The sequence below is a fragment of the Streptomyces sp. NPDC012794 genome (genome assembly GCF_042901085.1).
In the GTDB taxonomy this organism is placed as follows: Bacteria; Actinomycetota; Actinomycetes; order Streptomycetales; family Streptomycetaceae; genus Streptomyces.
In genome coordinates this window covers 317,659-344,349 of the sequence record NZ_JBIBCI010000005.1, presented here as the reverse complement: position 1 = coordinate 344,349, position 26,691 = coordinate 317,659, and the positions used below count along the sequence as shown (strand labels likewise).

Here is a 26,691-nt window from a genome sequence, read left to right as displayed (position 1 = left end):
AGCGGACCGCGGCGCGGTCCGCTACACGGCGGTCTCCAGCTGCCGGTCCGCCGGGCGGTCCCGTTCCTGCGCGGAGGGCGGCACGGGCTTGGCCAGTTCGAGGCTCGCCTCCAGATCGTCCAGTGCGAGGCGGGCGGCGGCGATCCGGTCCCGGACCTCGTCGGCCGGGTCCATGGCGTTCGCCGCGCGCTCCCGGGCCCGCGCGTCGGCCTCCTCCATCTCCCGGGCCTCGTCCAGCGAATTGAGCACGACCCCGATCAGGACGTTGACCAGGACGAAGGAGGCGAGGAGCGCGTACGAGGCGTAGTAGAGGATGCTGAACCGGGAGATCTCCAGCCCCGCCCGGACCGCGTCCGTCAGCCCGTCCAGGGTGGTCAGCAGGAACAGGGTGAGCGCGGCCCGCCCGATCGAGCCGTAGTGCTGCGGGTCGGAGGAGGCGAAGCAGACCCAGCCGACCATGGCGTACACGTACACCACCAGCGCGCCGATGAACAGGAAGCTGGCCGTGCCCGGCAGGCTGCGCCCGACCGCGAGCAGCAGGATCCGCAGGTGGGGCAGGAAGCGGGCGGTGCGCAGCACGCGGGCGAGGCGCAGCAGCCGCAGCACGGTGGTGTTGTCGCGCAGGAACGGCAGGAAGGCGGAGGTCAGGATCAGCAGGTCGAAGAGGTTCCAGGGGTCACGGAAGAATGCTTTCGGCCGGTCGGCGTGGGCGCCCGCCCGCAGCAGCATCTCCAGCGTGAAGAGGGTGAGGCAGGACTGCTCCGCGATCTGGAGCAGGTGACGGTTCGCGGCGGCCAGCCCGCTGTACGTCTCCACGCCCATCAGCGCCGCGTTGAGCATGATCACGGCGAAGACGCCCATCCCGAACGACGGCGCCTCGGTGATGCCGCGGCAGCGGGCGGCCAGTCTCCTTCGGCCGAAACCGGCCGGCCTGGGGTCCGTCATCTCGCTCCTCGTACTCGTGTCGCTCGTGGTCGGCGGTCGCGCGGACCGGCGCGGGCGGGGGCGCGCGCGCCGGTCCGTACGTCCTTCTAACGCCGTACGGGCGAACGGGTTTCAGGCGGTCGTGCGGAGGGGTGCAGCCGGGCCGGGGGCCGGACGGCCTCTGCCGGGGGCCGCCCACCCGCCCGGGTGCGCGGACGGGAGGAGGCGGGAAGGCCACCCGGAGGCGGTATTGGACACGTGTACGAAGCGGCGCGTGGCGGCGCTGCGCCACGCGAGTGGCCTCCACGCGAGCGCGGCCCCGCGCGGGGCGCCGGCCGCGGGAACGCATACGCGGCCGGGCCGGGTCCCCGAAAGGACCCGGCCCGGCCGTCAGCGTGCGGGGAGGAGGATCAGCCCTGCTTCTCGGCGCGCCGAGCGGCCTCCTCCGCCTGCTTCTCCTTGATCCGCACCGCTTCCTTGCGGACCTCCGCCTGGGTGGCGCGCTCCTTCTGCAGCCACTCCGGGTTCTCCTGCTTGATGGCCTCGATCTGCTCGGTGGTGAGCGCCTCGGTGACCCCGCCGCGCGCGAGACCGGCGATGGAGACGCCCAGCTTCGAGGCGACCACCGGACGCGGGTGCGGGCCGTTGCGCCGCAGCTCCACCAGCCAGGCCGGCGGCTCGGCCTGGAGTGCGTTCAGCTCGGTGCGCGAGATGACACCCTCCTGGAACTCTGCGGGGGTGGCCTCGAGGTACACACCCAGCTTCTTCGCCGCGGTCGCGGGCTTCATCGTCTGGGTGCTCTGGTGCGACGTCATGGAGTCAAGGGTATCGAGCATGTGCGCTACCTCCGACCACGACCGGTAACCTGGCGGGGTGACAGGCTCGGATGTACCCCCTTCCTTCCGGCTCGCCTACGTCCCGGGAGTGACGCCCACGAAGTGGGTGCGGATCTGGAACGAGCGGCTGCCCGACGTCCCGCTGACCCTCGTCGGCGTGCCCGCCGCCGAGGCCTTCGCCGCGCTGCGCACAGGCGACGCCGACGCCGGCTTCGTACGGATGCCCGTGGACGGGGCGGACCTCAGCGCGATCCCCCTCTACACCGAGACGACCGTCGTGGTGGTCCCCAAGGACCACGTCGTGGCCGCCGTCGAGGAGGTCACCACCGAGGACCTGGCCGACGAGATCGTGCTGCACCCCCTCGACGACGTCCTCGACTGGGAAACCCTGCCCGGACGCCCCGCCTTCGAACGGCCCGCCACCACGGCGGACGCCATCGAGCTGGTCGCGGCGGGCATCGGCGTCCTCGTCGTCCCGCAGTCCCTCGCCCGCCTGCACCACCGCAAGGACCTCACCTACCGGACGGTCTCCGACGCCCCCGCGTCGCGGATCGCGCTGTCCTGGCCGGAGGAGAAGACCACCGACCTGGTGGAGGAGTTCATCGGGATCGTCCGCGGAAGGACCGTGAACAGCACCCGCGGCCGCCAGCCCACCCCGCCGCAGCCCAAGCAGCGCAAGACCGCCGGCGGCGCCGGCGGCAGGACGGGCGCCAAGGCGGGCGGCGCGAAGACCGGCGGCGCCAGGACCACGGGCAAGCCCGCGGCCCGGTCGGGCGGCAAGCCGGCCGCCAAGCGCGGCGGCAAGCCGCGCGGCCGCCGCTAGGGGTCCCCGACCGGCGGGGTTCATCCTGTCCGCGACGCCTTCGGGCGCCCGCCCGCGCCGCTGCGCCGTTGGGGCGAAGCCTCGGGCCGATGGGCTTTCGGGCCCGGTGCGGAGGGGGAGACCCAGCATCGTGACAGCTCATGCGGCAGGGCACGTGATTCCGTACGAGGTGCAGGGCAACGGCCCCATGCGGGTCCTCGCGCTCCACCACTGGCTCAGCGACAGGTCGGGCTTCGGGCACCTGAGGCGGTACCTGGACGGGAGCGCGTTCAGTTACGCGTTCGTGGACTGCCGGGGGTACGGCGAGGCGACGGACACCCCCGGGGCCTACACGATGGAGGAGGTCGCGGCGGACGCCCTCGCGGTGGCCGACCACCTCGGGTGGGACACCTTCTCGGTGGTCGGTCACTCCATGGGCGGCAAAGCGGCCCAGCAGCTGTTGCTGGACGCCCCCTCGCGGGTCAGCTCGATCGTCGGCGTCTCGCCGGTACCCGCGTCCGGGTTCCCGCTCGAAGGGGAGATGTGGGAGCTGTTCGCCGGAGCCGTGGAGGATTCCGGCAACCGCAGGACGATCTTCGACGTCACCACCGGCGGCCGGCACGACGACGCGTGGCTCGAGGCCAGGGTGCGCGGCTCGGAACGCTCCTCGCGGGCGGCCCTGCGCTCGTACCTCGAATCCTGGACGCGCGGCCCCGACCTCCGCGAGCGGATCGAGGGCAACCCGGCCCCGGTGCTCGTCGTGGCCGGTGAGCACGACCCGGCGATGGGCCCCGACACCATGCGGTCCACCTGGCTGCGGTGGTATCCGAACGCCGAGCTCGAGGTCTTCGACGACGCCGGCCACTTCGCCCCGGACGAGAGCCCGGAGGACCTGGCGACCGTGGTCGAGGAATTCCTGGGACGCCAGGGCGTGCGGTGAAACCGCTGGTCTTTCCTCCGCCCCGGCGGGGTGCCGGGCGGGCGGGCCGGCCCTCGCGTTGCGGGGGCGGGCCGGGGCGGGCAGGGTCGGTGGGGCGGTTCCCTCGCAGGAAGGCCGGACCATGCCCATCGCCTCCGTCAACCCCACGACGGGCAAGACGCTGCTCTCCTTCGACGCCCTCGACGCCGCCGGCATCGAGCGCCGCCTGGCCCTGGCCGCGCGCACGGCCACCTCGTACCGGCACACCACCTTCGGCGAGCGGTCGGCGCTGCTGAACAGCGCGGCGGACCTGCTGGAGGCGGAGGCGGAGGACGTCGCCCGCACCATGACCGTCGAGATGGGCAAACCCCTCGCGGCGGCCCGCGCGGAGGCCGCCAAATGCGTCAAGGCGATGCGCTGGTACGCGGCCCACGCCGAGTCCCTCCTCGCGGACGAGCGGCCCGCCGACGCCGACGTGCGCGACGCGGGCGCCTCCGCCGTGACGGTCCGCTACCGGCCCCTGGGCGTGGTCCTGGCGGTCATGCCGTGGAACTTCCCCCTCTGGCAGGTCGTACGCTTCGCCGCGCCCGCGCTCATGGCCGGCAACGTGGGCCTGCTCAAGCACGCGTCGAACGTCCCCCAGACGGCCCTGTACCTCGGCGACCTCTTCGACCGGGCGGGCTTCCCGCAGGGCTGCTTCCAGACCCTGCTGATCGGCTCGGGCCCCGTCGAGGGCATCCTGCGCGACCCGAGGGTGGCGGCGGCCACCCTGACGGGCAGCGAGCCCGCCGGGCGCGCCGTCGCCTCGGTCGCGGGGGACGAGGTCAAGAAGACCGTCCTGGAGCTCGGCGGCAGCGACCCGTACATCGTGATGCCCTCGGCGGACGTCGCGCGGGCCGCGCGGACCGCCGTGACCGCGCGCGTGCAGAACAACGGCCAGTCGTGCATCGCCGCCAAGCGGTTCATCGTCCACACCGACGTCTACGACGAGTTCGCCCGCCTCTTCACGGAGGGCATGGAGGCGCTGACCGTGGGGGACCCGATGCGGGAGTCCACCGACGTCGGACCGCTGGCCACCGAGGGCGGCCGCGCCGACGTGGAGGAGCTGGTCGACGACGCCGTACGGCACGGGGCCACCGTCCTCTGCGGCGGCCGGCGGCCGCCCGGCCGCCCGGACGGCTGGTTCTACGAGCCGACCGTCCTGGCCGGCGTCACCCCGGCCATGCGCGTCGATCTGGAGGAGACCTTCGGGCCCGTCGCCACCCTCTACCGGGTCGACGGCCTGGACGAGGCCGTGGAGCGGGCCAACCACACGCCCTTCGGACTCAGCTCCAACGTCTGGACCCGCGACGACTCCGACCTGGAGCGCTTCGTGCGCGACCTCGAAGCCGGAGGCGTCTTCGTCAACGGGATGACCGCCTCCCACCCGGCCCTGCCCTTCGGCGGGGTCAAGCGGTCGGGGTACGGGCGGGAGCTGTCCGGCCACGGCATCCGCGAGTTCTGCAACATCACCACCGTCTGGCGGGCGGCGGAGCCCGACTGACCGCTCAGCCCTCCCTCAGCCCTCCATCAGCCCCACGACGTGTTCGGTGATCATGTCCAGGACCGCCCCGGCGGCCTTCTCGTCGCCGAGGACCAGCACGTTCAGGGTCAGCCCGTCGGTCATGGCCGTCAGGTACCGGGCCAGTACGGGGGCCGGCACCTTCGGGACGAGCCCCATGTCCCGGCACAGCTGCCCGATCAGCTCCTCGTAGGTCTGGCAGTACAGCTCGTACTGGCGGCGGGCCAGGTGCTCGAAACCGGGCCGGCGCAGCGCGTACTGGGTGAGCTCGTAGGTGAGCATGTGCTCGCCGGGCTGGGCGCCCACGTGGTCCCAGTACGCGTGGAAGCCGGCCCGCACGGTCTCGCGAAGGGTGGGTTTCGGCCGGATCGCCTCCTTCACCACCGTGATGTAGTGCGCGGTGATCGCCTCGAGGACGGACTCCAGCAACTCCTGCTTGGAGTCGAAGCAGTAGTGGAAGACGCTCAGGGACACGCCCGCCTCGGCGGCGATCGAGCGGGTCGTCGTCCTGGCGACGCCGTCGCGGGTCATCGCGCGGATCGCCGCCTCGGTCAGCTGGGCGCGCCGATCGGCCGACGGCATCCGGGGCATGGGACTCCTCTGGGTGGGGCCGCCTGGTACGGCGGCGGGGCCGGCCGGGTCGTCCGGCCGGCCCCGCCCGTGGTGTCAGTTGCTGTAGACGCCCAGCTCGTGGAGGGAGTACCCCCACTGGGTGGCCCGCTGGACCCCCTGGACGCGCAGGTACCGGGCGGTCACCCCGGCGAACCGGGCCGTGTCCAGGCCGCCGTCGCCCTCGCTGGTGGACCAGGCGGTCTGCCAGTTCGCGCCGTCCGTGGAGACCTCGATCCGGTACGCCTTCCCGTACGCCCGTTCCCAGTCCAGGGTGACGCGTCCGATCCGGTGCGCGGAGCCGAGGTCGACACGCAGCCACTGGGCGTCGTTCCACTCGCTGGCCCAGCGGGAGCCCGGGTCGCCGTCCACGGCCCGGCCGGGGGAGTAGTCGACGAAGGGGTTCCACCACTCCGAGGACGAGGCCGACGCCGGTGAGCCGGCGGCGAGGTTCACCTCGGACCTGTGCCGTTCGGAGCCTCCCCAGGTGGTGAGGTAGGACTCGGCGCCCTTGAAGAGGTCGTCCACCACGTCCTGGCCGCCGACGAGCCGGATGTCCTCGATCCAGTCGGGGACCAGGCCGTAGTGCGAGGCGCCGTCGGTGTTGAGGTCCCAGGTGCGCTGTCCGGTGGTCTGCCTGTCGATGACGGAGCCGCCGTCGGTGCTGCGGAAGGGGTACTTCACCGGGTTCGGGGTGTCCGCGCCCCGGGGGCCGGGCCAGCCGCCGACGCCGTTCATGTCGGTGCCGTAGCCGTAGCCGACGTCGTACTTGTCGCGCAGGGCGTCCGTCCGCTTGGCCTCCGCGCTGAAGGCCTCGGAGCCGCTCATGTACTGGGCGGCGAATCCGCCCAGCTTGTAGAGCCGCTCGGTCCAGCCCAGGTCCATCCAGCTGTGGGAGGAGATGACGCCCGGGTAGGACTCGGACTCCAGGATGTCGAAGGCGCGGCCCGCCGCCTTGACGCCCATGTGGTCGATCTCCAGCATCATCCCGCGCTTCATCATCCCGCGGACGGCGTACTCGCCGAGCTCGGTCAGACCGCGCTTGTTGCAGCGCGCGTCGGCGGAGTACGAGGGGACCGAGACGCCCGCCGGGAGCTCCTTCTGTGCCGCCGGAGCCGCCGCGAGGCCGATCGGGTTGTCCTTCTGCGGGCCGGTGCACTGTTCCGTCTGCCAGAAGGTGCCGGTCGACAGGAACTGGCCGACGTTGATCGCGGTGCCGAGGGCGCCCTCGTCGAAGCGGACCCCGCACAGGGCGTTGTCGAACTTGTGGCACAGGAACATGCTGCGCACGCCGAGCCCGTGCAGTTCGTCCAGGCCGCGGTCGATGTCGTCCCTGCCGCACTGGGCGACGTCCAGGATCTGCTTGCAGCCGAAGGGCTCGGAGGTCTCGACCCCCAGGACGACGGCCAGCTTCCCCTGCTTGATCACCTCGCGGGCCTGGCCGGAGTCGGTGACGATGCGGAACCAGCCCTTGCCCGGGCCGCCGTACATCTTGTCGACGTAGGCCTGCATGTCGTACGTCTTCCGCGCCTCCAGGCGGATGGCGGTCATCTCGTCGCAGCCGCGGTCCTTGAAGAAGTAGACCGAGCAGATCACCCCGTTGGTGACGAGGTCGTTGACCAGGACCCGCTGGCCACCGCGCCAGGCCCGCTCGACCCAGGCGTAGTAGTTCTGCTGGTGCGTCAGGGAGTCGTGGGCGGGCCAGTCCTTGAAGGTGGGCCAGCCGTCGGGGTCGTGCTTGCCGTCCCCGCCCTTGGTGATGAAGTCGAAGACGGCGAGGGACCCGTCGGGGTAGTGCTCGGGACAGTCCTTGAGGGCGTCCGCGACGCCCATCTCGGAGAAGGGCTTGCCGCAGATCAGCCGGCCGCCGAAGCCCTCGTTGGACATCAGGTGGTCGTGCGCGTCGACGAACCCGCGCACCCGGCCCTGGGCGTCGGTGCCCTTGAAGGGCTCGCCGGTGACGTTGATCTCCGAGTCGGGCTGGGGCCGCGCGGCCGGGTTCCACCAGCCGGCGTCGGCCGTGGAGCCGCCGTCGGCGGAGGAGAGGGGGGCGGGGCCGAGCAGCATGGCGAGCACGGCCACGAGCGGTGTCAGGAGCGCGATGCGGCGGCGCCCTCGGCGCGCGGCGCCGCGGTACGGCCGTGGGGGCGGTGGGGTCAAGGTCATCACTCATGTCTCGGTCGGCGGATGCGGCGCGGGCGGATCCGGGCACGAATTGTCATGCCCCGCACAAGGGTGGGACGAGAATCCCGACTGCCCCCGAAGGAGTCAAGGGTCCGGGACGGATGACCTGATGGAGCGTCGGCCCGCGCGGAGCCCGCCGGGCACGGCCGCGACCGGATCGGACGGTGACCCGGCGACGGGCCGAAGGCCGGGGGCGGTTACGGTCCGCCCCTCGCGGCCGTCCCCGGCCCGCCGGCACGCCTCCGAGCCGGCCGGCGAGGCCCCCAAGGCGGGAAGGCGACCGGACAGCGGACAGTGGCCGGAACCCACCGGTCCCGGCGGGAGCCGATCCTGGAGTCGCCCGTACGAGCGAACAGAACGACATCGTCCAGGACGGCGGCTGGTCGCGCCGCGGAGCCCTGAGGGCCGCCGCGGCGGGCGCGGGCACGTTCGCCGCCGTGGGCGCCGGAACCTCCACCGCGCACGCCGACGGCCGCGGGCGCGGCGCGCCCACCTTCGTCCTCGTCCACGGCTCCGCGAGCAACTCCTACGGCTGGGCCCCGGTCCTCGCCGAACTGGGCCTGCGCGCACACCGGACGATCGCCGTCGACCTCCCCGGGCACGGCCTCGGCGCCTACTTCCCCCTCTCCTACCAGGCGCCGCAGGACCTGGAGCGGCTGAGCACCGAGCCCTCACCGATCGGCAAGGCCACGCTGGCGGACTTCGCGGAGCACGTCGAGGGCGTCGTGCGCGCCGCCCACCGCAACGGTCCCGTGATCCTGGTCGGGCAGAGCCTGGGCGGGGCGACGCTGAACGCGGTCGCCAACCGGGTCAACTGGCGCTCCGCCGACGCGGCCTTCTTCGCCGTGATGAAGGAGGCGCTGGCCGCAGACCGGCCGGACGCCGAGGTGTGGGCGCTCCTCAACACCCTGGAGCCTGACGAGTCCTCGGCGATCGGAGCCGCCGACTCCCGCGGGCCGGCGGACCGCTGGGGCAGGGTGCCGCGCACGTTCCTCCGGTTCACCGAGGACCGCTCGATCCCCCTCGCACTCCAGGACCTGATGATCCGCGAGGCCGACGAGACCACCCCGCGCAACCGCTTCCGCGTGCGCTCGGTCGCCGCCCCGCACGTCGGACCGCGCGACGCGGCCGTATGGGGGGGGACGAGCCGGAACGGGTCGCGGAGCTGTGCCGCTAGGTCGTCGCGTCGTCGAAGTGGCGCGGGGCCGCACGGGACTTCGACGACACGGCCCGAGGGCCGTCCCGTGCTCCCCGGCGGGCGCGCGGAGAGCTCCAGCTCAGTCGTTGAAGCCGCTGCACTCGGTCAGTTCGCCGCCCTGGCGGACGCTGTACTCGGCGGGCGTCACGTTCAGGATCTGGAAGCCGCCGTTCTGGGCGATCTCGATCGTCCCGCCGAATCCGGCCGAGCCGTAGACGTAGGCCGGACCAGGGGTGAAGCCGCCGCCGGACAGGTGTACCTTCCCGTTGTCGAGGATCCCGGAGACCGAGCACGTCGCCGCCGGGGCGGCCGCCGGCTCCCGGGGGAGCGCCGCCAGAGCGGTGGGGGCGGTGATGAACGAGGCGGCCACGAGGGGGCCGATGACGAGGAGACGGGTACGCCGGGTCATGGGTCTTCCTTACCGGTAGGGCCGTCGGCGTCTGTCCGAACCGGTGCCCCCGGCCGCACGATAAGCCGTCGGGAGCCCGGGAACCGGTCCCCCTGTCCGGGACCGGGACGCGACGGGCACGAGTACCGCCCCCTCATCGTCTCTCCTCCCCCTCTCCGGTGCGACCGGCGGGTTGCGGCCGGGGCGCCTAAGGTCGAGGTATGAGCGGGACGGTCGTGGTGTACGAGTACGACCACAGCGCGGGAGCGGCTCCCGGGGACCGGGCGCCGGTCCTGCGCGTGCACGCGGCGCCCGCCGCCCCCGGGCAGAGCGCCGTACGGGGGCCCAGGACGCTGTGCGGCAAGGACACCTTCGCCATGGGGACGGCCCCGTGGCGGCCCGCCGAACACCCCGGGTCGGACTGGTACCCCCCGGAGCACGCGGACCGGGTCTGCCCCGCCTGCGACGACGCCGCCTCCGAAGGATGATCAGCGGCCGGGTGCCATGTCGTAGGTGACCCACATGGTCCGCGTCGCCACCTGGTCGTACTTGGACCGCGCCCGGTGGTTGTCGTCGGCGGTGATCCAGCGCACCACGCTCCAGCCGCGCTCGGCGGCAAGCTCGCGCAGGGCCCCGAGCAGCAGGTCGGCGGCTCCGGAGCCGCGGTGCTCGGGGGCCACGAACAGGTCGTCCAGGAAGCAGCCGACGGTCGCGGACAGCGGCCGGGCGAACGGCCGGTAGTGCGCCAGCCCCAGCAGCCGGCCTTCCGCGTCCTCGGCGACCAGGGCGTTCACCTCGTGCCCGGGGTCGTTCACCCACGCCCACACCGTGCCGGCGGCCTCCTCCGTCTGCTCCACCCGGTAGAAGTCGGCATAGCCCCGGTACAGGGCGCGCCACTGGGCGAAGTCCCCGGGCCGGACGGCACGGACCTGGATGTCGGACATGTGTGGCAGCTCCTGTGTTCGGCGGACCGGCGGACCGATGGACCGGCGGCCGACGCAACGTAGCAACCCGCCGCCCGCCCCGTACCTGTCCACGGAGGTGTCCCGCCCACCGGCCTTTTCTCCACGGCGGAGGATTGGATCCGGGCCACCGGCGACGGTCGGACGGTCCCCCTTGAAGGAACGATCCGGCGGGGGGTTAGCATATGAGCGCCGCCTAGCTCGAAAGATAAAGTCTGTGACTGTCAACGAGGACTCGTTCGCCAACTGGAAGACCCGCGAGGAGATCGCGGAGTCGATGATCCCCCTCATCGGGAAGCTGCACCGGGAACGGGACGTCACGATCCTGCTCCACAGCCGCTCCCTGGTGAACAAGTCGGTCGTGAGCATTCTCAAGGCCCACCGCTTCGCCCGGCAGATCGACGGCGAGGAGCTGTCGGTCACCGAGACGATGCCGTTCCTCCAGGCCCTCACCGCCCTCGACCTGGGTCCGTCCCAGATCGACATCGGCATGCTCGCCGCCACGTACAAGACCGACGACCGCGGTCTGTCGGTCGAGGACTTCACCGCCGAGGCCGTCGTCGGCGCCACCGGCGAGAACAAGATCGAGCGCCGCGAGGGACGCGACGTCGTCCTCTACGGCTTCGGCCGCATCGGCCGCCTCGTCGCCCGCCTGCTCATCGAGAAGGCCGGCTCGGGCAACGGTCTGCGCCTGCGCGCCATCGTCGTGCGCGGTGGCGGCGAGCAGGACCTGGTGAAGCGGGCGTCGCTGCTGCGCCGCGACTCCATCCACGGCCAGTTCCAGGGCACCATCACGGTGGACGAGGCGACGAGCACGATCCTCGCCAACGGCAACACCATCAAGGTGATCTACGCGAACGACCCGTCCGAGGTCGACTACACCGAGTACGGCATCAACGACGCCATCCTCATCGACAACACGGGCAAGTGGCGCGACCGCGAGGGCCTCTCCAAGCACCTGCGCCCGGGCATCGACAAGGTCGTCCTGACGGCCCCCGGCAAGGGCGACGTCCCCAACATCGTCCACGGCGTCAACCACGACACCATCAAGCCGGACGAGCGGGTCCTGTCCTGCGCCTCCTGCACCACCAACGCGATCGTCCCGCCGCTGAAGGCGATGGACGACGAGTACGGTGTGCTCCGCGGCCACGTGGAGACCGTCCACTCGTTCACCAACGACCAGAACCTGCTGGACAACTACCACAAGGCCGACCGCCGCGGCCGCTCCGCGCCGCTCAACATGGTCATCACCGAGACCGGCGCCGCCTCCGCCGTCGCCAAGGCGCTGCCCGACCTCAAGGCCCCGATCACCGGCAGCTCGATCCGCGTCCCCGTCCCGGACGTCTCGATCGCCATCCTGAGCCTGCGCCTGGGCCGGGAGACCACCCGCGCGGAGGTCCTCGAGTACCTCCGCGGCGTCTCGCTGCACTCGCCGCTCAAGCGCCAGATCGACTTCACCACCGCTCCCGACGCCGTCTCCATGGACTTCGTCGGCTCGCGCCACTCCTCGATCGTCGACGCGGGCGCCACCAAGGTGGACGGCGACAACGCGATCCTCTACCTCTGGTACGACAACGAGTTCGGCTACTCGTGCCAGGTGATCCGCGTCGTCCAGCACGTCTCCGGCGTGGAGTACCCGACCTACCCGGTCCCGCAGGTCTGATCCCGCCCACGCGCGTGATCCGGTGCCCCGCCGACTGCCGTCGGCGGGGCACCGCCGCGTTGCCTAGACTGACCGGGTGACCGAGAACGCCCTTCCCCCCTGCCCTGAATGCTCCGGGTCGTACGCCTACGAGATGGGCGCCCTCCTCGTCTGCCCCGAGTGCGGGCACGAATGGCCCGCCGCGGCCGGCGAGGCCGGCGACGCCTCCGAGGAGCGGGTGATCAAGGACTCGGTCGGCAACGTCCTCACGGACGGTGACACCGTGACCGTGGTGAAGGGCCTGAAAGTCAAGGGCCACCCGACCGGGATCAAGGCGGGCACCAAGGTCCGCAACATCCGGCTCGTCGACGGAGTCGACGGTCACGACATCGACTGCAAGATCGACGGCTTCGGCTCCATGCAGCTCAAGTCGAGCGTCGTGAGGAAGGGCTGATTTCCGACTGACATTCAGCCCCGCGGCTCCTCTCTCCGCCCCCGTCCACGCTCCCGTGGCCGGGGGCGTCGCCGTGTCCGTACCGGCCATCGCCGTCCCGATCCGGCCACGGTGGCTTGACCGAGCGCGGGACGAGCCCGCCAGAGAGGGCCGTTCCGCGTATTCGAGCCATCTGCCGAACGGGCCCGCAACCGCGGCCGGATCCCCGCTCTAGCGGTCCCCGGGGCCCTGCGTGATGCTGAGGACCGGGTCGGCCGCTCCGATGGCCGGATGGCATCGCCGTCCGGCCGGACCGGAACCCGAGGAAATCCGGCATTCCCCCTTCGCGGCCCGCGCCGCTCCACCGGCGCGCGCACTCCGCCCAGCGCACCTTCCGGCTTTCGTTTCCACATGAGGGAGACACGCATGTCCGACACCGCACACACCCCCGAATCCGGCTTCGAGGACCTCGACCTCGACCTCGGCGACCTCAGCGTGACCTCGATGCGGGACACCGTCGCGCTGCCCGAGGGCGGCGCCTCCTGGGGCTCGTGCTCCTGCCAGGGCTCCTCGTCCTGCGCCCAGCCGACCCAACCGAGCCCCATGTAACCGCCGCACCACCACCACGCGGACCGCTTCCCGCCGCACCCCGCGTACGGCGGGAAGCCCGCGCGCCACCACCTACAGGAGGGGGGACCGGCATGCCGCCGCAGCAGCACCACACGCCGGCCGCGGCCGAGGACGGAGCCGACGGCTACCGGGTGTGGCCCGCGCCGTACGCGCTGGTCCGAGCCACCGTACTGACCCACCCCGCCCAGACCCCGGACGCCGCCCGCTTCCGCGCCCAGCTCGCCCGGCTCCACCACCTCGACCGGCAGCTCACGCGGACGGCCGCACCGCTCTGCGGCGACCTCCACGACAGCCGCGACGGCCACCCCGCCGCCCTCCACCGCGACGTAGTCCTCCCGCTGCGCCGAGCCCTGCACAACGGACGCGAACCCCGCCCCGCCCTGCTGGACCGCCTCGGCGACCTCCCCGAGCGGGTGCCCCGGCTCGCCCACTGGCTCGGCCTGCGCACCCGGCGCACCGCGCTCCTCGCCGGCCTCGGACCCGCCGCCGAACGCGCCCTCGCCGCCGAACGCGGCGCGCTGGCGGCCCTGTGCCGCGAACCGGCCCTCGCCAAAGCCGTCGCCCTCACCAGCGCCGACCTGCTGCGAGCCGTGGAACGGGCGGGCACCGGAACGCAGGACCGCAGGGCCCGCAAGGAGGAACCCGCCGTCCTGCGCTACGCCCTGCGGGCCAGCACCAAGACCAGCCCGCTGTCCTGGTTCACGGCGGTCGGCTGGGGGCCCCTGCCCTCCGGCCCGCGCCGCGGCCGTGCCGTCCCCGCGTGGGGCCTGGCCCCCCTGTTCGACGGCCCGCTCCACCCGGTCGTGCAGCCCAGCCGCACGCTGACCACCGCCCTCACCCTCGCCCTCCTGGACGCCCCGCACCGCCGGTCCGCCCTGCCCCACCGCACCGCCAGCACCGCCCGGATCACCGGCGGCCGGGCCGCGTACTCCCGCGAACGGACCGCCTTCGCCGGGGGCCGCTACCTCGTGGCCGGTGAGGACGAGGCGGAACTCGCCCTCACCGGCCCGCTGGGCCTGGTCACCGAGCGGGCCGGGGACCCCGTACCGCTGGACGAGCTGACCGGGCTGCTGGCCGCCGCGCTGCCGGGCGCGGCCGGTGACGTCCGGTCCGCCGCGGCCGGTTTCCTCGGCCGGCTCGCGGAGGCCGGGCTGCTGGTGCCGGTCGAACCGGTCCCGCCGCACGACCCTGACCCGCTGGGCCGCATCGCGGACTGGCTGACCGCCCTGGACGGCGCCCCGGACGACGCCGCCCACGCCGGGCGCCTGCGTGCGATCGCCCGCATGACCGCCGACTTCGCGGGCACCCCCGCCGCCGGCCGCCCCGCCCTGCTGACCGGCCTCTCCCACCGCTGGACGGAGGCGCTGGCCGCCGCCGGGCGCCCCGTCCCGGCCGTGTCCGCCCCGCTCAGCGTGGTCTCCGAGGACGTCGTCGCCCCCCGGCCGCTCGCCCTCGACGGCTTCCTCGACGCAACCGACCACGAAGCCCTCGGCGAGGTCACCGCGCTGGCGGAACTCTTCGACCTCGGCCACCTCCTGCGCCGGATCGTCCGCGACCGCTTCGTCGCCCGCTACGGCCCCGGCGGCCGCTGCCCGCACCCGTGGGAGTTCGGCACCGACATCGCCGATGCCTGGGCGGCCGCCGGACGGCTCGCCGCCCTCGGCCCGGCCGACGACCTCCCCACCGGGACCGGGGTGCTGGCGGAGCTGCGGGCCGAAGCCGTGGCCGCCGTTCACGGCGCCCCGGGCGGCGGTCCCGCCGCGGCCGCGGAGCTCGTCCTGCCCCCGGAACTCCTCGCGGGACTCGGCGACCGGCTGCCCGACTGGGCCCTCGCCCGCCCGCTGAGCTACGCGTACTTCCTCCAGCGCGACCCCCGCCACCACCTCCTCTGCGTCAACCAGGTCTACGGCGGCTGGGGCCGCTTCACCAGCCGGTTCCTGGACGCCCTGGACCCCCGTGCCACCACCGAGGTCTCCCGGCAGGTCCGGCGCGGCCTCGGACCAGGCGCCCGCGCCGCCCAGATCAGGCCCGTCGGCGGCTTCAACGCCAACCTCCACCCCCTCCTCGTCCCGGACGAGATCGGCCCCGACCGCCGCTGGGCCTCCCTCGGCGAAGCCGACCTGGAACTCGTCCACGACGAAGCCGACGACCAGGTGCGCATCCGGCTGCGGAGCACCGGCGAACTCCTCGACGTGCTCTACCCCGGCTTCCTCTCCCCGGTGCTGCTGCCGCGCCGCCTCGGCGCCCACCTCGGCGACCACCCCCACGGCATGGTCGACCTCGGCCCCCTCGTGCCCCGCAGCATCCTCCCCGCACCGGGCGGCGGCCGCGTCACCCACACGCCCCGACTGCGCCACCGCCACGTGGTGCTCCGCCGACGGCGCTGGCTGCTGCCGCCCGACGCGGTGCGCGAACTCCGCGCCGGCCTCGCCGCCGGAGGCCCGGTCCCCGCGGAGACCGCCGCCCACTGGCGGGCCCGGCTGGACCTCCCCGAACAGCTCTTCCTGCGCCCGGCCGCCCCCGCCCCCACCGGGCGCCCCGCCGAGGACTTCCTGAACGGGCTGAGCCGCCCCAAACCGCAGTTCGTGGACCTCGGCAACGCCCTGCACCTGCGCTGCCTGGCCAAGTGGCTCTCCCGCCACGACGACGGCGCCCTCCTCGAGGAGGCGCTGCCCGCACCCGGCGCCCAGACCGCGCCCGCCCGCGCGGTCGAACTCGTACTCGAGGTCTACCGGGCCGGGCGGACCCGATGACCCACCCCCCGACAGCGGAGGAAGGAACCATGCCGGCACTCCCCGGCGGCCGCCCCGGCGGCCGTGCCCTCGACGTGGTCGCCTACCACCACCACCCCGTCAAGGCCCCCCTGCTGCGCGAGGCGCTGCTGCCCCTCGCCGCGAGCTGCGCGCGGCAGGGCCTGTCCGCCCACGTCGAGCGGCACTGGCTGCACGGCCCGCACCTGCGGCTCTGCCTCCGGGGCCCGGCGGTGCGGGTGGAGGCCGCCGCGGGATCCGCCGCCTCCCGGATCCGGGACTGGCTGCGCCTGTGCCCCTCGCGCAGCGACCTCACCCCCGCGCAGCTGCTGGAGGCGGCGGCCGTGAACGGGCGCGCCGAACTCGTCCCCCCGCCCTACGGGCCCCTCGCCCCGGACAACACGGTCCGTGTCGAGCCCGCCGACCGGTCCCCGGTCCGCGCCCTGCTCGGCGACGACGGCGCCGCCCTGCGCGACGACCTGCTGCGCGACGGGCTCGGCGCGCTGCGGGCCGGCGCCGGCTTCCTCGCCGACCACGCGGACACCGCCCCCGCACGGGTCCGGCTCGCGGTGACCGCGCTCGCCGCACACGCCGCCGCCCATCCCGGGGGCCTGGCCGGCGGCCACTACTCGTACGTGTCCCACCTGGAGGACTTCCTGCTCCACGACGACCCCGACGGACGGCTGCGCGCCTCCTTCGACCGCCAGTGGGAGCGCGCCGGTGACACCCTGACCCCGCTCGTCGGGCGGATCGCCGACGGCGGCCCGCACGGCTGGGAACGGGCCTGGGCGGGCTTCTCCGCCGCCGCCCGGAACCGGACGCGGGCCCGGTACGAGGCCGGCGCCGACCTGCACGGCAGCCCGCCCGCCTACCGGGACCGGGCCGCCGCCACCGGCGACCGGGCCGCGGCCGAGCGCTGGGACCCGGACGCGCGCACCCGCTACAGCGAGTTCCACCGGCTGCTGCGCCGCGCCGACCCGCAGGGGGCGATGTTCACCGACCCCGGCTACGTGGTCCACCGGGTCTGCACCAACGCCCTCTACCGGCTCCTCGCCATCTGCGACGTGCGCCCGCTGGAGCGGTACCTGGCGGCGCACCTGGTGGTCCGTACGGTCCCGGCGCTGACCGGCTCCGACTGGCGCACGGAGCTCCGCGCAGCCGTGGCCGCCGTGGAGCGTGGCGCATGACGGCCATCGGGGACCGGACGACGGGCGCCGCCCCCGCCGCCCGTACCGTGCGCAGGCTCCGCCCGGGCGTCGCCGTGACCCCGCTGCGGGCCGGCCTCCACCTGCGCGGCCGCGACGGCAGCGTCACCCTGGAGGGCAGCACCGCACTGCCCGCGCTGTGGCGGTGGCTGGAGGGGCCGCTGCGGGACGGCGGACTCGACGGCCTGCTGGACGCGACCGAAGCCGGCCCGCGCCTGCGCACCGCCGTACGGACCCTCCTCGGCCGGCTGGAGGCCCATGGCCTGCTCATGACCGAGCCCGCCGGGTACGAGGACCAGTGCGCCGGAGATCACGGCCGTGACCCCGTGGCGCTGTGGCTCCGGGCGGGCGCCGCGCGGCCCGCCGCCGCCCGGGCCGCGCTCGCCGCCGCCCGCGCCGAGGTGCTGGCCGGCGACCCCGACGGGCCGCTGGCCCGGGCCGCTGCGCGGGCCCTGGCACTGGGCGCGCTGCCCGTCACCCGCACCGCCGATCCGGCCCTGCCGGCGGGCCGGGTCCTGCTCCGGCTCCACGGCACCGGACCGGTACGCGCCCTCGCCGCCGGACTCCGTGCCGGCGGCGGCTACGCCACCGCCCCCGGCAGCCCGGCCCAGGCCCGCTCCGACGCGGCCGCCCTGGAAGCCCGGCTCGGCCCCGGAGACGGGGACGGGGACGGCTCGCCGGCGCTCGCCTCCCTGCTCGGGGGTGCGGCGGCCCACCGGCTGCTCTGCGCGGCCGCCGGTCTCCCGGACCCGGCGGCCGAAGGCGGCGACGACCGGCTGCTGCCCGGGCTACCGGCGGTGCTCCTGGCCGAAGCCGCACCGCCGAGGGCCGAGTACCGCACCTGGCTCGGGCCCGGCCGGCTGGACACCGACCGGCGGACGGACCTCCCCCCGGCGGGCACCCTCGGCGAAGCGCTGCGGCGGCTGGCGGCCCTGGGCGACGAGTGGTGCGGGGCCCTGCCCGCGCCGCTCCCGGCGGACCTGCGCCAGCTGCCGGTGCCGCTCGCCGCCTGCGGACTCCCCGGGGAAGGGCCGGCCGGCGGTCGCCTGGTCGCCGGGGCGCCGAGGCTGGACCTGGCCCGCCTGGAGGTGTTCTGCCGCGCGGCGGAACTGCTGCTGGGCGGGCCGGGGTTCACCGTCGGCGCGAACCCCGGGCACGCCCGGGGCCGGGCCCTGCGCGCGGCCTTCGCCCGCCGCGCCGCCGACGACGGCCGCGCGGCCGAGGAGCGGGCCGGCGCGGTGGACGCGAACGGGGGCGGGACGCCGGCCGCCCCTCCGCCGGGCGGCCCGGCGGCCCGGATGACCGACGCTCCGCCCCCGGGCCCGGCGGCCCGGGCGACGGGCGCTCCGCCGTCCGGCCCCACCGGCGCCCCGCCGGCATGCCCGGGGGACTGGCCGACGGGCGCCCCGCCGGCAGGCGCGGCCGACGCACCGCCTCCCGGCCCGGCGGACGCCCTGCCCCCCGGCCCGGCGACCCGGATGACCGACGCTCCACCGTCCGGCGCCACCGGCCCCACCGGCGCCCCGCCACCCCGTCCCACCGGCCCACCGCCGGCCGGCGGGGACGCGGGCCGGGCGGTGCCCGTCGCCGCGCCCCTGTGGGCCGGGCACCCGCAGTTCCGGCACTGGTGGCACACCCTGACGGCCCGTCTGGAGGTGCCTGCCCGCCTTGAGGTGCTCCGGGCCGGGCCGGACGGGGTGTACCACGCCGTGGTCCGCCGCGCCGGAGGACCGGCCCCGGTGCTCGGTGAGGCCGTGGAGGCCACCCCGGGCGACGCGGCCGCCTTCGCCGCGCTCGCGGCCGTGGCCGCCGTCCGTACCGGGCGGCCCGGCCCAGGCCGGACCCCGCCGTCGGGCGGGGCCGTCGCCCCGCTGGCCTGCGCCGGCGTCCGCACGGCCGGCTGGGAGGACGCCGGCTGGACCGGTCGCTGGCTCGCCGACGCCGCCGGACGGGAGGAGGCCTTCCAGGACGCGCTGCGCCGACTGGCCGGGCCGCCCCCCGCCACCGGCGCACCGGCCCCGGTCCGGGACCCCGCGCTCCTCGCCCGGCTGCGGGCCTTCGGCTTCACCGTCCTGCACACCCCCGAGGAGCCGTCATGACCGCAGCAGCCCCGGCCTTCGCCGCCCCGGCCTTCGCCGCCCCGGCCTTTCCCACCGTGGCCGGCCTCTTCCCGGGCCTGCCCGTCCCGGTCCTCGACGCCGCGGCCGCGCTGGAGGCCACCGCCGGACCGGCCGCCGTACTGCTGACCGAATGGACCCCGGGGCTCGCCGAGGAGCTGAGCCGGCATGCGCTGGCGCACCCGGTGGCCCTGGTCCCCGTACGCTTCGACGGGCCGCTGGCGTTGGTCGGGCCGCTGCTCGCGCCGGACGCGCCGGCCTGCCTGAGCTGCGCCGAGTACCAGCGGCTGGCCACGGCCGGCGGACGCGTGCCCCGGCAGAGCCCGGAGCTCGCGCTGGCCGGCTTACCGTCCCCGGCGCTGGCCGAGTCCCTGGGCGCGCTCGTACGGGACCTCCTGGACGGCCACGCACCGCCCTCGCCCGCCCAGGACCCGCCGGCGGCCACCGTCTACCTCCTCCACCAGGGGCGCGGCACCTGGTCCGGCCACCGGGTCCGCCCGGTCGGCGGCTGCGCCGTCTGCCACCCCCTGCCCCTGGACTCCGCCGCCGAGGCGGTCCCGCTGCCCTCGGCGCCCCGCCCGCTGCCCGACCCGTACCTGCTGCGCGCCCCCAACCCCCGCACCACGGCGGACGGGCTCCGCGCGGCCCTGCACGACGAGCGGTTCGGCCCGGTGCGCCGGCTGTTCCGCACCGAGGACTCCGCCTTCTGCCTGACCACCGCCCTCGTGACCGACGGCCGCCCCGTCGACGACGGCGGCCACGGCCGGGCCGGGGACTTCGCCGACAGCGAGCGGATCGCCCTCTTCGAGGCCGTCGAACGGTACGCCGGGATGCGCCCGACCGGCCGGCGCACCGGCCTGCGGGCCTCCTTCGCCGAGCTCGGCCCCGAACGCGCCCTGGACCCGGAGCGGCTCGGCCTGCCCGACCCCGCCCACCACGGGCACCCGGCCTCGCCGACCGTGCCCTACACGCCCGGCCTGCGCATGGACTGGGCAGGGGGCTGGTCCCTCACCCGGCAGCGGGCGGTGGCCGTCCCCGAGCACGTGGCGTACTGGGACCCGCCCGGAGAGGGCCGGCCGCGCGTGGTGTACGAGTCCTCCAACGGCTGCGGCCTCGGCAACAGTCCCGAAGAGGCGGCGCTTTACGGCCTGTTCGAGGTCGCCGAACGCGACGCCTTCCTGATGGCCTGGTACGCGGCCACCCCGCTGCGCCGCGTCCAGCCCCCGCCGCGGGACACCGACACCGCCCTGCTCGCCGACCGGGCGGCCCTGGCGGGCTACCGGCTGCTGCTGCTCGACGCGACGAACGACTTCGGCATCCCCGCCGTCGTCGCCGTCTGCCGCTACGAGGGCTCCCATCCCGACGCGCCCCGGATGTTCCTCGCCGCGGGTGCCCACCACGACCCGCGGGCGGCGATCCGCTCCGCCGTCGCCGAGGTCGTCACCAACGTCCTGGAGTCCGCGCAGCGCGCGCTCGCCGAGGGCGGTCCGCGCGATCCCGCGCGGCTTCGGCCCATGCTGGACCACCCCGAGCTGGTGGTCACCCTCGACGACCACGTCGGGCTGAACGCCCTCCCCGAGGCGGCCCCGCGCCTGGAGTTCCTCTTCGCCGACACCCCGTGCCTGACCGTCGCCGAGACCTGGCCGGGAGCACCCCGGCCGGTGGGCGACCTCTCCGCCCTGCTCACGGCCACGGTGCGACGGCTGTCGCAGGCCGGCCTGGAGGTGATCACCGTCGACCAGACCGAGCCGGGCCTGCGCCGACGGCTCGGCCTGCACTGCGTGAAGACCGTCGTCCCCGGCTCCCTGCCGATGACCTTCGGACACGTCAACCGCCGCACCCGCGGCCTGCCCCGGCTCCTGGAGGTGCCCCACCGGCTGGGCCGCACGCGGCGGCCGCTGCGCCATGAGGACCTCGCGCTCCACCCGCACCCCTTCCCCTGAACCGGACGACGACCGGACGTGACGACGTGACGACTTCCGACACCTGGCACAGCCACCACCTCTTCCTGCACTCCGCGACCGACGACACCGACGCCTTCCTGCTCCGTGACGCCGCCCCGCTCCTCGACGGCCTGGTGGCGGCGGGGGAGGCCGCCGGATGGTTCTTCATCCGCTACGGGGAAGGAGGACCCCACGTACGCGTCCGGGTCCGCGGCCTGAGCGCCGCGGCCGCCGCCACCCTGCCCGGCGACCTGGCCCGCGCGGCCAAGGCGGTGCCCGCCGTGCCGGGCCCCTGGCCGTCCCGCCACGGCGAGGTCCGCGCCGTCGCCTACGAACCGGAGACCGAACGCTACGGCGGACCGCGGGCGCTGCCCGTCGCCGAAGAGGTCTTCGAAGCCTCCACCCGCGTGACCCTCGACGCCGTGCGCGCCCTGCCCGACGGCGGCGGAACGGGGGCCCGGCTCACCACCGCCGCCGACCTGGCCCATACGACGGTCCACGCGCTCGGCCTGGACCCGCTCACCGCGGCGCGCTGGCTGCGCCGGCACGCCGCCGGCTGGCGGTGGGTCACCGAGGTGGAGCTGCTGCCCGGCGCGGCCGTCCACACACGGGTCGACTCCGTGTACGCGACGCAGCGTACCGGCCTGCGGCGGCGGGCCGCCGGCCTGCGGGAACGGCTCGCTGCGGGCACCGCCCCGCCCTGGCTCGTACGGTGGGCGGCCGCGGTCCGCGCCGCCGACGAGCGGCTGGCGGACCTGGGGGAGGGGCCGCGGCTCCTGGTGTGGGGCTCACAGCTCCACATGCTGTTCAACCGGCTCGGGATCACCCCCGACGAGGAGCGGGCGGTGTGCCGGCTGGCCGCCCGCACCCTGCTGGAGACCGAGGAACCGCCCGGGTTCTTCCCGCCCGGACACACCGCCGCCGACGTCCAGTACCTGGAGAGGAGCAAGTTCCGGATCGGCCGCAACGAGGACAGCGCGCTGCGCCCGCTGCCGCACGAGCCGGCCCCGGCGCCGGCGGCGGGGTCCGAACTGGCCCTGCCCGCCCACCCGCTGCCCGAGGTGTCGCTGCGCGCCGCGCTCGCCGCCCGCACCTCGCTGCGCGGCCCGCTCCGGGGACCGCTGGACGCCGGGACCCTGGGCTCGCTGCTGTGGCACTCCCTGTCCGACAGCGCGCCCACCGGGCGGCCCGGCCCCGACGGCCCGCCCCCGGCGCACCGCCCCTACCCCAGCGCGGGCGCCCTGTACACCGCCCGGGTGCGGCTGCTGGTGCTCGACGTGGCGGGCCTCCCGCAGGGCACGTACGACTGCGTGCCGGAGCGGCGGACGCTGCGCCCCGTCGGCCCGGCGCCGGCCCCGGCGGAGCTCAGGGCGCTCTCCACGTACCTGTCCCGGCCGGAGACGGACCCCCACTGGATCGGCGTCGACGGGGCGCCCGCCGTCCTGGCCGTCTACGCGGACCTGGGCCGGCTGCGCCGCCGCTACGGGCTGCGCGCCCTGCGCCTCGCCCTGCTGGAGGCCGGCCACCTCACCCAGAACCTGCTCCTGACCGGAGCCGCCCTCGGCCTGGCGGGCACCCCGCTGGGGGGCTTCCACGACGACCTGGCCCACGAACTCCTCGGCCTGGACGACCTGGAGCAGCCCCTCCAGTACCTGCTGCCGCTGGGGCGGTACGCGCCCTGACCGTCCCCGCCGCTTTTGTGCGAAGGCACGGAGCGGGCCGTGTGCCGAAGGGAAATCCCATGGTTTTCCCCAGTGGGTCTGGAGGATCCCGCCCCGGTACGTTCGCCGGGTTCTGCACGTGGTGAAGGGGGGAAGCCGTGGGAGCAGTGGCGTCCGTACTGGCGGCGGCGGTGCTGTGGGGGACGGTGGGGCCCGCCCAGCTGTGGGCGGACGCCGGCGTGCACCCCGTCTCGCTCGGAGCCTGCCGGATGCTTCTGGGCGGGCTCGTGCTCAGCCTGCTGACGGTGCGTCCGGCGGGGCTGCGCACCCTGCGCGGACCCGGAACGGGCCGGTGGCTCGGGCTGAGCGTGCTGGTGACGGCCGCCTTCCAGGTCTGCTTCCTCCAGGCGGTGGAACGCGGCGGGGCGGCCCTGGCGACGGCCGTCGCCTTCGGGACCGTGCCCGTGGCCGGCGGGCTGTGCGCCCGCCGGCTCTCCGGTGAGCGGCTCACCCGCCGCTGGCTGTGGGGGACGGGCTGCGCCGTGCCGGGCATCGCGCTGTTGCTGCTGCCCGGCAGCGGGGCGCGCGCCGATCTGGCGGGCGTGGCCTTCGGCGTGGTGGCCGGGGCGAGCTTCGGCGTGTACATCGCCGCGTCGAAGCGACTGGCCGCGGGGGGCGCGGACCTCGGCGCGGCGGCCCCGGTGAGCGTGCTGTGCGCGGGGCTGCTGGTCTCCCCGTACCTGCTGGTGGCTCCCGAGGAGCTGGCCGCCGGCCGCTCGCTGGCGCTGATCGGCTGGCTGGGCCTGGGCACCACCGCCCTCGGCTACCTGCTGTTCACCCGGGGCGTCGGCCGGCTCAGCGCCGCCACGACGGGGACGCTGAGCCTGACCGAGCCACTGGTGGCGACGGTGCTCGGGGTCGCGGTGCTGGGCGAGAGGCCCGGCCCGCCGGCGGCGGCCGGTGCGGCGCTGATGCTGCTTGGCCTGGTCCTCGTGTCCCTGCCGGAGCGGCACCGGGCCCCCGCACGGCCTTCGCAGCACCCGCAGCACCCGCAGCAGTCGCAGCCGTCGCGGCGGGAGCCGGTCTAGCGGTCGTGGTAGGCGGTCATGTTCGTCCGGACGCGGTCGGAGAAGAACATCGGGCCTATCGCGTCGGCCCAGGCCATGCCGTCCGGGGTCAGTCCCAGCGTGCCGCCCTTCTCCCGCAGCCAGTTCCGCTTCAGCAGGAAGTCGAGCTGGGGCCCGAAGTCGTCCTCGAAGCGCGTCGCGAAGAGCTGCTCGTAGGCGCCGGTGCGCAGGCCCGTCGACTCCAGCAGGTGCTGGAGGACGTACATCCGGCGCCGCTCGCCGTCGTCCATCGCGAACGCCCACTGCGCGCGCCGGAACCGCTCCGTCGGAGTGGCGATGTAGTCGTCGATGATCCGCCGCACCTCCGGCACCGCGACCGCGTAGTCGGTGGTGTAGTGCAGGCCGGTGGTGAAGGAGCGGGCGCCGACGCCCAGGCCGACCATGCCGGCCTGCTGGTTGTACTCGCTGATGCTGCTCCCGTCGGTGTCCTCGACGGCGGCGGTGCCGGAGCGGCGGAAGACCCGCATGGAGGTCTGCTCGTACCCGGCGGACAGCAGGTGGTCACGGCCGTAGCGGTAGAGCCGCAGCCGCTGGTCGTTCCAGTCCCGGAGGGTCTTGGCGTGGCGCGTGCTCAGCCCGGTCAGCGGGCGCACGTACAGCGGGTAGAGGTAGATCTCCTCCGGCTCCCAGGCGAGGGCGGCGTCGAGCGAGACCCTGAAGGTGCGCTCGGTCTGGCCGTCGATGCCGTAGATGAGGTCGATGTTGAGGATCGGGAACCGCGCCTCCTTGAGGCGGGCGAGCGACGCCTCGACCTCGGCCCGCTTCTGGGGCCGTACCGCCGCGCGGGCCTCCTCGTCGACGAAGCTCTGCACACCGATGCTCAGCCGGGTCGCGCCGCGTTCGGCGAGTACGGCGATCCGGTCGGCGGTCGCGGTCGCCGGGGAGGTCTCCACGGACCAGGAGGCGGCCTTGAGGTCGGCTCCCATGATGTTCTCGCTGATGTCGCAGAGGCGGGTGAGCTCGTCCGCGGTGAGGTAGGTGGGGGTGCCGCCGCCGAACGCGGCGAGGGTGAAGCGGATCGGCTCGCCCTTGGCCTCCAGCGCCTCGCGGGTGACGCGCGCCTGCCGCTCCAGGGTGGCGAGGAAGCCGCGGGTGACCTCCTCGGGGGCTCCGGTGCGGGTGAAGAGGTTGCAGAAGCCGCAGCGCATCTCGCAGAAGGGGACGTGAGCGTAGAGGGAGAGCGCGTCGAGGCGCTCCCCGGCCCACAGGTCGCTGAGCAGCGGGCCGTTCTCGAGCAGGCGGTACGCCTTCTGGTGCGGGTAGGCGTACACGTACTGCTCGTACGGGGTTTCGGGATCGGTGTCGGAGGAGGAGCCCGGGAAGGCCGGCGTCGGAAGCAGAACAGGCGTCGTCATAACGGGAATCGGCTCTCTTTCGGAAGGGATCTCACGCGAATGACGTCACGCTTGGTGACAGGGCGTCACCTTAGGTTCGTGCTCGGGCCGTTTTCTGTAGTGCAATTCCCATGAACCGGCTTTCGGCGTGTAGAGCTTCATATGTACTTTTTGTGGAAGCCGGGGTTCCGTACCGGAACGGCCCGGTATGGGAATCCACCGCGCTCGCGGCGGCACCGGGTGCTGGGGTATCCGTGTCCGGCATGGAGAGCACGAAGAACACGCAGAACACGAAGAGCGCCGGCAGCACGGGCGGCACGAAGAGCGCGCGGAGACTCCTCGTCGCCGCCGGCGGTGGCGGCGACGCGATCACGGCCGCCATGGTCCACGCCGCCCTGCACGGTGCGGACACCCCGGCCCTGGTCCTGACCTACGCGTGGGAGCGGCTGGTCGTCGACCCCGTCCCCGGGCCCCGGCGCACCACCGACTTCCACGGCACCGAGTCCGTCGCGCCCGACCTCGCCCTGGTCACCCCCGCGACGCGGCCCGCCGCCCCGGCCGGTTCCCTGCTCCCGCGCCTGTCCGGCGAACTGCGGCCGCGGCTCGGGCTGCTGGACCCCTACGGCGGCGCGCTCGGCCTGACCCGCCAGATCGCGGCGGCCGCCCGCTGGTGCCGGGCCGACCGCATCGACCTCGTCGACGTGGGCGGCGACATCGTGGCGCGGGGCGACGAGCCCACCCTGCGCAGCCCGCTCGGGGACGCCCTCGCCGTCGCCGCCTGCGCGGGCACGGGACTGCCGGTCCGCGTGCACGTGGCCGGGCCCGGGCTCGACAACGAGGTGCCCCCGCCAGCCCTGCTGCCGCGGCTCGGCGAGCCGGCCTTCACCCTCGACGCCGCGCACACCGAGCCAGTGAACGGGGTCTTCGACTGGCACCCCTCCGAGGCCGGTGCCCTGCTGGTCGCCGCCGCCCGCGGGGTGCGCGGGGTCTGCGGCACCCGGGACGCACCCCGGCCCGTACACCTGGACGCCCGGGCCGCCGGCGTCCACCGGCTCACCCTGGACCGCGTCCTCGCCCTCAGCCCCCTCGCCCGGGCGCTGGCCGGCACCCGCGGCCTGGAGGAAGCCGAGGAGGCCTCCCGCGCCGTGTGCGGCTTCTCCGAAATCGAGCGGGAACGCCGGCGCGCGGCCGCCCTGCCCGCCGCCCCGCCCGCCCCGCTCCCGGACCGGGACCCCATCCGGGTCGGGGCCCGCTTCGCCGCCTGGGAGCACGCGACGCTGGCGGACGGGATCGCGTACGTCACCACCCGCAGGATCACCGAGGAGCTCGGACTGAGCGCCGGGGAGGCCCGCGGCCTGTTCGCGGCCCTGGACGACCGCCGCACCGGGCCGCTGTGGCGGCTGGGCCCGGCCGCTGGCGACCGCGGGCGGGACGGGGGTGTCGGCGGGGGCCGCTAGGCTTCTCGA

At 75.0% G+C, this 26,691-nt stretch carries 21 protein-coding genes and 1 pseudogene; 15 read left to right on the top strand and 7 right to left on the bottom strand.

Annotated features, from left to right (window positions below):
- Positions 1-21: 21 nt before the first annotated feature.
- Positions 22-945 carry an ion transporter gene (locus tag ACFY7H_RS12425; RefSeq protein ID WP_388937055.1) on the bottom strand — a complete coding sequence of 308 codons (924 nt, stop codon included), beginning with the start codon at positions 943-945 and terminating at the stop codon, positions 22-24.
- 389 nt (positions 946-1,334) lie between these two features.
- Entirely contained in the window at positions 1,335-1,739 is a 405-nt protein-coding gene (locus tag ACFY7H_RS12420) for a DUF5997 family protein (protein WP_388937052.1), read from the bottom strand.
- A gap of 58 nt (positions 1,740-1,797) precedes the next feature.
- Here ACFY7H_RS12420 and ACFY7H_RS12415 point away from each other — a divergent pair, with 58 nt between their 5' ends.
- The 3 genes from ACFY7H_RS12415 to ACFY7H_RS12405 all read left to right on the top strand — a co-directional run bounded on the left by ACFY7H_RS12415 (position 1,798) and on the right by ACFY7H_RS12405 (position 5,024).
- On the top strand, positions 1,798-2,583 hold the full coding sequence (locus ACFY7H_RS12415; RefSeq protein WP_388937049.1) for a LysR substrate-binding domain-containing protein: 786 nt from the start codon (positions 1,798-1,800) through the stop codon (positions 2,581-2,583).
- Positions 2,584-2,713: 130 nt separating this feature from the next.
- Complete coding sequence (locus ACFY7H_RS12410; RefSeq protein ID WP_388937047.1) at positions 2,714-3,502, top strand: alpha/beta fold hydrolase; 789 nt, start codon at positions 2,714-2,716, stop codon at positions 3,500-3,502.
- Positions 3,503-3,623: 121 nt separating this feature from the next.
- Positions 3,624-5,024, top strand: coding sequence for an NADP-dependent succinic semialdehyde dehydrogenase (locus ACFY7H_RS12405; RefSeq protein WP_388937044.1), 1,401 nt, complete (start codon positions 3,624-3,626; stop codon positions 5,022-5,024).
- 15 nt (positions 5,025-5,039) lie between these two features.
- Here ACFY7H_RS12405 and ACFY7H_RS12400 read toward each other — a convergent pair whose 3' ends face one another.
- Together ACFY7H_RS12400 and ACFY7H_RS12395 are read right to left on the bottom strand one after the other, a co-directional pair.
- Positions 5,040-5,633: a TetR/AcrR family transcriptional regulator gene (locus tag ACFY7H_RS12400; protein WP_388937042.1), complete on the bottom strand. Its 594-nt coding sequence runs from the start codon at positions 5,631-5,633 to the stop codon at positions 5,040-5,042.
- 75 nt (positions 5,634-5,708) lie between these two features.
- Complete coding sequence (locus ACFY7H_RS12395; protein ID WP_388937496.1) at positions 5,709-7,718, bottom strand: discoidin domain-containing protein; 2,010 nt, start codon at positions 7,716-7,718, stop codon at positions 5,709-5,711.
- 281 nt (positions 7,719-7,999) lie between these two features.
- Between ACFY7H_RS12395 and ACFY7H_RS12390 the strand changes: the two are divergent.
- Positions 8,000-8,845, top strand: a pseudogene (locus ACFY7H_RS12390) (alpha/beta fold hydrolase); the annotation flags it as partial.
- 267 nt (positions 8,846-9,112) lie between these two features.
- Here the strand turns inward: ACFY7H_RS12390 and ACFY7H_RS12385 are convergent.
- Positions 9,113-9,442, bottom strand: a complete 330-nt coding sequence (locus ACFY7H_RS12385) for a hypothetical protein (protein ID WP_388937508.1) — start codon at positions 9,440-9,442, stop codon at positions 9,113-9,115.
- 200 nt (positions 9,443-9,642) lie between these two features.
- On the opposite strand from ACFY7H_RS12385, the gene ACFY7H_RS12380 reads away from it, so the two are divergent.
- Complete coding sequence (locus ACFY7H_RS12380) at positions 9,643-9,909, top strand: hypothetical protein (protein WP_388937039.1); 267 nt, start codon at positions 9,643-9,645, stop codon at positions 9,907-9,909.
- Here the strand turns inward: ACFY7H_RS12380 and ACFY7H_RS12375 are convergent, their stop codons facing one another.
- Entirely contained in the window at positions 9,910-10,365 is a 456-nt protein-coding gene (locus tag ACFY7H_RS12375; RefSeq protein WP_388937036.1) for a GNAT family N-acetyltransferase, read from the bottom strand. It lies immediately after the preceding gene.
- Positions 10,366-10,600: 235 nt separating this feature from the next.
- Between ACFY7H_RS12375 and ACFY7H_RS12370 the strand changes: the two genes are divergently transcribed.
- From ACFY7H_RS12370 to ACFY7H_RS12330, 9 genes are all read left to right on the top strand, one after another.
- Positions 10,601-12,046 (top strand): glyceraldehyde-3-phosphate dehydrogenase, encoded by a 1,446-nt coding sequence (locus tag ACFY7H_RS12370; protein WP_388937034.1) that lies wholly within the window; start codon positions 10,601-10,603, stop codon positions 12,044-12,046.
- 76 nt (positions 12,047-12,122) lie between these two features.
- The gene (locus ACFY7H_RS12365) at positions 12,123-12,479 is read left to right on the top strand and encodes a zinc ribbon domain-containing protein YjdM (protein ID WP_388937031.1); all 357 of its coding nucleotides are present in this window, start codon (positions 12,123-12,125) and stop codon (positions 12,477-12,479) included.
- A 405-nt stretch (positions 12,480-12,884) separates the two neighbouring features.
- Positions 12,885-13,067 carry a thiazolylpeptide-type bacteriocin gene (locus tag ACFY7H_RS12360; protein ID WP_388937029.1) on the top strand — a complete coding sequence of 61 codons (183 nt, stop codon included), beginning with the start codon at positions 12,885-12,887 and terminating at the stop codon, positions 13,065-13,067.
- A gap of 92 nt (positions 13,068-13,159) precedes the next feature.
- The gene (locus ACFY7H_RS12355; RefSeq protein WP_388937025.1) at positions 13,160-15,841 is read left to right on the top strand and encodes a lantibiotic dehydratase; all 2,682 of its coding nucleotides are present in this window, start codon (positions 13,160-13,162) and stop codon (positions 15,839-15,841) included.
- A 29-nt stretch (positions 15,842-15,870) separates the two neighbouring features.
- Positions 15,871-17,025 carry a hypothetical protein gene (locus ACFY7H_RS12350; RefSeq protein WP_388937022.1) on the top strand — a complete coding sequence of 385 codons (1,155 nt, stop codon included), beginning with the start codon at positions 15,871-15,873 and terminating at the stop codon, positions 17,023-17,025.
- Positions 17,022-19,142: a hypothetical protein gene (locus ACFY7H_RS12345; protein ID WP_388937019.1), complete on the top strand. Its 2,121-nt coding sequence runs from the start codon at positions 17,022-17,024 to the stop codon at positions 19,140-19,142. The genes ACFY7H_RS12350 and ACFY7H_RS12345 overlap by 4 nt, the downstream gene beginning before the upstream one ends.
- Positions 19,139-21,103, top strand: a complete 1,965-nt coding sequence (locus ACFY7H_RS12340) for a TOMM precursor leader peptide-binding protein (protein ID WP_388937017.1) — start codon at positions 19,139-19,141, stop codon at positions 21,101-21,103. Before ACFY7H_RS12345 ends, ACFY7H_RS12340 begins: the two co-directional genes overlap by 4 nt.
- Before the next feature lie 26 nt (positions 21,104-21,129).
- Positions 21,130-22,785, top strand: a complete 1,656-nt coding sequence (locus ACFY7H_RS12335) for a thiopeptide-type bacteriocin biosynthesis protein (protein WP_388937014.1) — start codon at positions 21,130-21,132, stop codon at positions 22,783-22,785.
- Positions 22,786-22,922: 137 nt separating this feature from the next.
- Complete coding sequence (locus tag ACFY7H_RS12330; protein WP_388937012.1) at positions 22,923-23,852, top strand: DMT family transporter; 930 nt, start codon at positions 22,923-22,925, stop codon at positions 23,850-23,852.
- Here the strand turns inward: ACFY7H_RS12330 and ACFY7H_RS12325 are convergent.
- A complete protein-coding gene (locus ACFY7H_RS12325; protein ID WP_388937009.1) occupies positions 23,849-25,246 on the bottom strand; it encodes an STM4012 family radical SAM protein in 1,398 nt (465 codons plus the stop codon). The two genes, ACFY7H_RS12330 and ACFY7H_RS12325, sit on opposite strands and share 4 nt — an antisense overlap.
- A gap of 242 nt (positions 25,247-25,488) precedes the next feature.
- Between ACFY7H_RS12325 and ACFY7H_RS12320 the strand changes: the two genes are divergently transcribed.
- Positions 25,489-26,682 carry a DUF1152 domain-containing protein gene (locus ACFY7H_RS12320; protein ID WP_388937006.1) on the top strand — a complete coding sequence of 398 codons (1,194 nt, stop codon included), beginning with the start codon at positions 25,489-25,491 and terminating at the stop codon, positions 26,680-26,682.
- Positions 26,683-26,691: the final 9 nt, after the last annotated feature.